We start from the raw sequence: 7,021 nt of genomic DNA on the forward strand, positions 1-7,021 counted from the left end.
TATTTATTGTATTTGACTAAAATTAAAACGTAGATTAATATTATAATTAAGAAGGGATGAGGAGAAAATATGACATCAGACATATATGACCAAATGAGAAAAGAAATGTGTTACTTGTTTTATATTACAAGTAAAGAAGTTGCAAACAGATTTAATAAGTATTTAAAACAATATGATATAAGTTTCCCGAACTATATTGTATTGCTGTATATTGAAAATGAAGTTCCAGTATACATAAAAACATTATGTGATGAATTATATTTAGATTCAGGAACAATCAGTCCAATCATAAAAAGGTTAGAGAAAAAAGATTTGATTCGTCGTCTTAGAACTGAAGATGATGAGCGTAGAGTAAAAGTAATGTTAACCACAAAAGGTATAAAATTAAAGGAAGAATTCTCTAAAATTTCAGAAGATGTGATTCAACAATTTGACATGGAGAAAGAAGATTCATTAGCTTATTATCAAATTTTGAAAACGTTTGCCGAGAGGAATATTTACACTAAAGATAAAAATAAGAAATCTTAAATATACAAATTATATTTAAAAGTGTTTCAAATAAGACTATAAATTAATACTTGCATCAAACTTAAATTAAAACACCAACATCATGTTGAAGCTGATTCACACCACATGCGTATAATTATTAATAGAAACGTCAGCAGGCATATATCAAACTTACATTTAGTTGGTGCTTTTTATTATGAATTATAGTTTTGAGCGAGATATTGTTCTAGTCTTCTCATAGCTTCTTTTAATGCATTAAGTTCATATGCATAAGAAATACGTACATGACCTTTACCAATATCGGTAAAAGCAGACCCAGGAACAATTGCGACATGTGCATTTTCTAAAACATCAACACAAAAGTCAAAGTCATTGTCTGTAAAATTCTTAATGCTAGGAAAAATGTAAAATGCTCCTTCAGGTTTAGCATCTAATTCAAACCCCATTGACTCTAATTTATGAATTAAGAAATCACGTCGTTCAATATATGCGTCGTTCATATACTGGGGTGCTTCTAAGCCTTCATTTAAAGCGGCAATACATGCGATTTGAGCAGGAACGTTGGCACAGATACAATTGTAAGCATGCATAAAAGTCAATTTTTCAATTAAATATTCTGGTCCAATCAAAAAGCCAATGCGTATGCCAGTAGCAGAATGTGATTTACTTAACCCACCAACAAGTAATAATTGATCGCGAATCACTTCAAATTCAGCAAAAGAAGTATGTTTACCAGTAAAAGTATTTTCAGCATAGATTTCATCGCTAATAATAAATATTTCTTTATTTTTTAAGGTATTAACAATGGCTTGTACTTCATCATAAGACAATATTACGCCGGTTGGATTAGTAGGATAGTTTAGTAGTATTGCCTTAGTATTTGAGTTTATGTGTTTTTCTAATGCTTCAGGTGTTACTTTATAATCGGTTATTGTAGTATCAATATAAACTGGGATACCGCCAAGTGTCTTGATGAGTGGAATATAGCCAGCATATACTGGTCCAGGAACTAATATTTCATCTCCTTCATCTATAATACTTCTTAAAGCAGTATCTAAGGCCTCGCTAGCGCCATTTGTGATAATGATTTCTTCTGAACTATAAGTAAAGCCATAGCGTTGTTCAAAATATTGGCTTACAGCATTTCTTGTTTCAATTAATCCTTTGTTATGTGAATAACTCGTTTGGTCTTCATTAATCGCATTTATGTAAGCAGCTTTAACCTCCTTAGGCATCGGAAAATCTGGTTGTCCTATAGTTAGATTAATACAATCTTTAATCCCTTTAATACGATTTGAAAATTGACGAATACTAGGCGCCGTTAAATGTTTTGAATTGTTATTTAATGAAAGTTGCATTATATTTTTCACCTCAAAATTAAAAATACCGAATTGTATTTAAATATGTACAGATTGGTTGGAAGTACCTCAATACTTATCATAACATATTTAAAATAAATACAATTCGGTTTAATACTTATTTATCCTTTGAATTTAGAAGGAGATTGTAAATTTATAATTGGGTTTGTCCATTTAGATACAAACCGGCTTGATAGTATATATACAATGATAGATGTAACGATAACTAAATATAGATAAGTTAAAATACTGATATGATCTTTAAATGGATATATTCCAAAACCGCGGATAACTCCAATAAATAAACCATGTAGTAAATATACATGCATTGTTCTACGACCTATATACGTGTAAAATTTTTCCTTTTCAGGTATTAAATTGAAGAAAGCAAACATCGTAATTAAAACGATAAAATATAATAACAATCTTTTGATTGGACTGTAGAAATCTAGCTTTCCTTCAAGTGACATATAGGGTGAATCGCCTAACAACCAATTGGAGTTAATCGGATGATAGGTGTATATAATATAAAAGGCTAGTAAAGTGATAATAGCTATAGGTAGAAACTTTTTGTTTCTTAAAAGCTGTGTATGTTTAGTTGTAAATAAATAGCCTATATAGAATATTGGGAAAAACATAATTGTTCTAGAAAAGCTTAAGTAATTATCAATATTCTCAGAATACCCAGCGAATAGCGAAATAACTAATGCTACAGGTAATACATAATATGGTTTATAATCCTTAACTATTACTAATATTACGTGGAAAAAGAATAATGTGAGTAAAAACCATAATGCAAATACTGGATCAAAAGGATCGAATTGAACACTATCTTCTTTACCAGTTAAGTAATAGTAAAAAGAGAAAAAGCCAAAGAATATAACATATGGAATTAATAGTTTTTTTGATATTTTTTCTAAATAACCAAGTTCACCAGCTTTTTTAGCAAAATAGCCTGAAATAAATAAGAATCCTGGCATATGAAAGCTGTATATTGTTAAATACAATGAAGATAAATGTGCGCTGGCTTCTGTATAAGGCTGTAATAAATGGCCAAAGACTACAAGGAAAATCAACGCAGCTCTTGCATTGTCGAAAAAATAATCTCTTTCTTTCAATTGTGACATTCGGTTACTCCTTTAAATGGTACGATAAATTTTATATACACTAGTTCTAATCTATTATAAAACCTATGAGAAATGCAACAAAATAGTACAATTTGTCTTTTATTATTGTATATCATGAGGGATACCATTATAATATTAAGAAATAAAATAGTGTAAATAAACTTTTAATTTTAACTAAGCTAAATTTATGATAGTGGAGATGAGCAACATGTACAAACAACTAGAACAGTTAATTACACTTACAGGTAATGATTTAAATTTGGTAAGTAGAAGGTTTGGTCAGAGAACTGATTTGACTTCTGAGCAATTAGAAATGTTAAGAATATTATATAACTATGAAGTCCTATCTCAGTACGATTTGACTATGAAAATTAATAAAGAGCAGTCAATTGTTTCACGCTGGATAAAAAAGTTATGCCAAATGGGTTATATTACGAGTAAGCAATCCAATAAAGATATGAGATGTAAAGATTTGATGGTTACAGATAAAGCAAAAGAACTGGTACAACAAATTAACGAGGTGAGGGTAGCTTTGATTGAAGCACGTTGTCAAAACCTTACATCGAAAGACATTGAAAATTTAAACCAATTATTATATAAGTTAAATGTACATCAAGTATATATGCACTAGTTAATTAATAAGAAAAAGAAGCGTACATAATGACAATAACTTGCGATAAGCATTGTCATTAGTACGCTTCTTTTAATTGTTTGATTTAAAGTTTTAAACAAATACTATTTATACGTATCAACGTCGAAGTATTTACCCAATTTATCCATAGAATCATAGAAACCTTTGATTCGAGTAGCATTATGAGATGCCCATGCTACATCTGTTGCGTATTGGTGAACACCTGGATTTTCAGGGTTCCAACGCATTTTATAAAGTGTATTTTGACCTTTATCAATATATGATTCAGATATGAATTTAGCGCCACCGACTATTGCTTTTTTAACTGTATTCCAACCATTGTTTTTAGCAGTTATAAATCCTTGTTTTACAGCGTCACTATCAACAGCACCAATACCAAACATATTATAATATTTATTCGGACCATCTGTAACAACTTTATTGTTTACAACATCGCCACCATTTGCAAGTTTAGATGTACCATTGCCAGTTTCTAATAGAGCATGTGAGATTAAATATACTTCATTGATATCGTAAGTCTTAGCTGCTTCACTAAATGCTGCGCCTTGACCTTCTAATATACCTTTACCAACAAGTAATTTATCTAAATCAGCTGAACCAATATTTTGAGTTTTATCTAAACGTAAGAATTGATATTTTTGAGTCTCATCTTTTACTAGCTTACTTGAATCCATAGCATTTTTGATTTCTCTTGCTGTAGCATCTTCCCATTTTCCAGGTGTATGTTGGATTTGTGGTTTAGCAGTTAAACCTTTTTGGATAGCAACTGCTTGATCTAAAGTAAGGCCTGAATCATAATATTTTACTAATTCTTTACGTAAATCAGTTTCTTTAATCCAAACAACTTTACCATTAGAAAGTTTACCATGATACCAAGTTGTGCCATTAATCACTTGAGTTTCGTATACTGTGAAAATACTTTCATAGAAATCTTTAAGTGAACCTGCTGCAGTTGTAGATGTTGGATCTAGATAATAGCTTCCATTTTTATTGAAAATAACATAATCATATTTATACGGTGTTACCGCTGATTTAGTAATATTTTGAGAATTTGAAGCATTAGTGTTATTAGCTGGTTGTAACTTATTTAAGTCATTTGCAGCTATCCAACCAGTTTTATTGTTTACAATACCATAAACGTATTCATCTTTATCAACGTAAACAGATTTAGATGCATTAAATTGATTATTTTTTAGATTATTAAGTGTATCAAGTTGTTGTGATTTTGTGCCCCAAGGTACTGCGTAAAGACCATTATTAGTTGCTTTAACAGTATATTGGCCATTTTTAGCACTTGCTTGACTTAAATTACGAGTATTAATATCTTTTGTATTGATCCAACCAATTGGCGTATTTTGATTAACATTTTGGATTAATACATAAGTTTTATTTCCTTCAGTGCGTTGTTTAGTAACATTATAAGTTTTTCCAGCTAGTTTTGTAGCGTCTTTACCTTGTTGGTCATAAACAGTAGCTTTAATACCAGAATTCTTCGTATTTAACTGACCAATTTTACTTATATTTTGTGTTTGGTTAGAAGTAGCTTTTGTTGCTGCTTCTTTAACTTTGATGTCACCAGTTTGCATCCAACCTATATTAGTATTGGTTTTATTATCAGTAATTAAGTAAAATGCATTATTACCTAATGTTGCTTTTTTACTTAGTTTATATGTTTTGCCATTAACGTATGATTTTTGAACACCTTGTTTATCATATACAGTCGTATATACGCCATGGTTATTTTTGGCAACAGTACCTTGTTGATTCGTAAGTGTACTTACAGTTAGTTTCCCTGAATTTGTAGTAGGGGAAGTAGCAGTATTACTTGTTGAAGATAACTTACTTAAACTTACCCAACCAGATAAATTATTTACAGTTCCATAAACATAATTAGTCTTACCAATCTGTTGTTGTTTTGTTGCTTTGAACGTTTGTGTAGATTTACCTGAAACTGTTCCAGCTTTTTGAGAACTTGTGCCCCACGGAACAGTATATAACGTTTCTCCAGGCTTAATCTTATAAGCTTTATTTATACTAGTTGCTGCTTTAGCAGTATTATAATTAACGTCACCTTGGTGTACCCAACCGATTAATGTACCTTTATTGAAATCAGAAACTAAATAGAAATTTTCATTACCTAAAGTAGCTGATTTTGTAACTTTAAGTGTTTGGTTTGTGCGGTCAGTTTTCTTACCATTTTGGTCATATACTGTAGTATATAAACCATCGTTAGTAGTATTAATTCTGCCAACACCATTATTCGCTGTTACTTTCACAGTGCCTGTTTTAGTAGGTGCAGTCGTACCTGTGTTGCTTGAACCAGTATTATTTGAGCCAGTTCCACTCGTACTACCTGAAGAAGGTGTTCCCCAAGCAGCTGCTTGACCCGTTTTAATTAAATATTTTTCATAAATAAGGTCATATAACTCATTATAACTATAGTTGTGTGCAGCTAAGTAACCATGAGGGTCAGTGTGATCAGTACCGCCTAAGAAAGTACTTACTGCTTGGTGCGTCCAAACAGTTCCTACACCATCATATTCAGCACTATCAGGAACTAAGCCGTAATATTGTAAGTTTGTAGCTGCATAATCAGCATAATTATTTATTGAACGTGCAAAAGAATCATAGTCATGTGTATGAACTAATTCTACATGTATAAAACGCTCATTAGCTGCAGCGCCACCGCCCCAAGCTAAGTAATCAGTATTTGCTGTCTCAATAATACGATTTCCATCTACATATGCATGTACGAAAGCATTCTGATAATTATTTTTCATAAAATTGATTTCGCCAGTAATAGTTGAATTATCATTAGCAGTGTCATGCATAACAATACCTTCAGGCTTTCCGTAGCGATAATTATATTTTGGTAAATATGATGCTATATCTTGTTCATAGTTTGGTGCTTTAAAGTTGTTCTTACGAATATAATTATTAATTGAAGAACTCACTTTTGGTGAATATTTTGGTAATGTTGAACGAGTTGTTGCTTCTTTTGTAAGTGCAGAACGTGTTGCGACTGTTGAATCGGCACTTCTAGCTACTCTAAGTTTAGGTGCAGCTTGTGCACTGTAGAAAGTAGTGTTGACTACTTTAGTAGTCTCTGCGCCATCCTTTTGAACAGTATTACTATCTTGTTCAACTGAAGCATCAGATTTATTACTGTCTTTAGCTACGTCTTGTGAATCATCAGAAGTAACGTCGTCTTTATCAGATGCAATGTCATCCTGTTGAACAGTATTACTATCTTGTTTAGTAGAAGCAGAATCAGATTTAACGCTGTCTTTAGCTACATCTTGTGAATCATCAGAAGTAACGTCGTCTTTATCAGATGTACTGTCATCCTTTTGAACAGCATTACTATCTTGTTCATT

The 7,021-nt window shown here is 31.3% G+C and carries 5 protein-coding genes; 2 read left to right on the forward strand and 3 right to left on the reverse strand.

Annotated elements, in window-relative coordinates; genetic code table 11:
- Positions 1-69: 69 nt before the first annotated feature.
- Positions 70-528, forward strand: a complete 459-nt coding sequence (locus J5E45_RS12245) for a MarR family winged helix-turn-helix transcriptional regulator (protein ID WP_039067625.1) — start codon at positions 70-72, stop codon at positions 526-528.
- 173 nt (positions 529-701) lie between these two features.
- Here J5E45_RS12245 and J5E45_RS12250 read toward each other — a convergent pair whose 3' ends face one another.
- Positions 702-1,865 carry an aminotransferase class I/II-fold pyridoxal phosphate-dependent enzyme gene (locus tag J5E45_RS12250; protein WP_069792976.1) on the reverse strand — a complete coding sequence of 388 codons (1,164 nt, stop codon included), beginning with the start codon at positions 1,863-1,865 and terminating at the stop codon, positions 702-704.
- Between the two features lie 122 nt (positions 1,866-1,987).
- Entirely contained in the window at positions 1,988-2,992 is a 1,005-nt protein-coding gene (locus J5E45_RS12255) for an acyltransferase family protein (RefSeq protein ID WP_208182275.1), read from the reverse strand.
- Between the two features lie 208 nt (positions 2,993-3,200).
- On the opposite strand from J5E45_RS12255, the gene J5E45_RS12260 reads away from it, so the two are divergent.
- Positions 3,201-3,623: a MarR family transcriptional regulator gene (locus J5E45_RS12260; RefSeq protein ID WP_039067620.1), complete on the forward strand. Its 423-nt coding sequence runs from the start codon at positions 3,201-3,203 to the stop codon at positions 3,621-3,623.
- Positions 3,624-3,727: 104 nt separating this feature from the next.
- Here J5E45_RS12260 and J5E45_RS12265 read toward each other — a convergent pair.
- The coding region (locus tag J5E45_RS12265) for a GW dipeptide domain-containing protein (protein WP_208182282.1) at positions 3,728-7,021 on the reverse strand (3,294 nt) is incomplete at its 5' end.

Origin of the sequence: Staphylococcus shinii, from assembly GCF_017583065.1 — a bacterium.
Classification (GTDB): Bacteria; Bacillota; Bacilli; order Staphylococcales; family Staphylococcaceae; genus Staphylococcus; species Staphylococcus shinii.

Bases quoted from the DNA above. Each gene is read 5' to 3' on its own strand.
- J5E45_RS12245 (WP_039067625.1), top strand. From the start codon at position 70: ATGACATCAGACATATATGACCAAATGAGAAAAGAAATGTGTTACTTG.
- J5E45_RS12250 (WP_069792976.1), bottom strand. From the start codon at position 1,865: ATGCAACTTTCATTAAATAACAATTCAAAACATTTAACGGCGCCTAGT.
- J5E45_RS12255 (WP_208182275.1), bottom strand. From the start codon at position 2,992: ATGTCACAATTGAAAGAAAGAGATTATTTTTTCGACAATGCAAGAGCT.
- J5E45_RS12260 (WP_039067620.1), top strand. From the start codon at position 3,201: ATGTACAAACAACTAGAACAGTTAATTACACTTACAGGTAATGATTTA.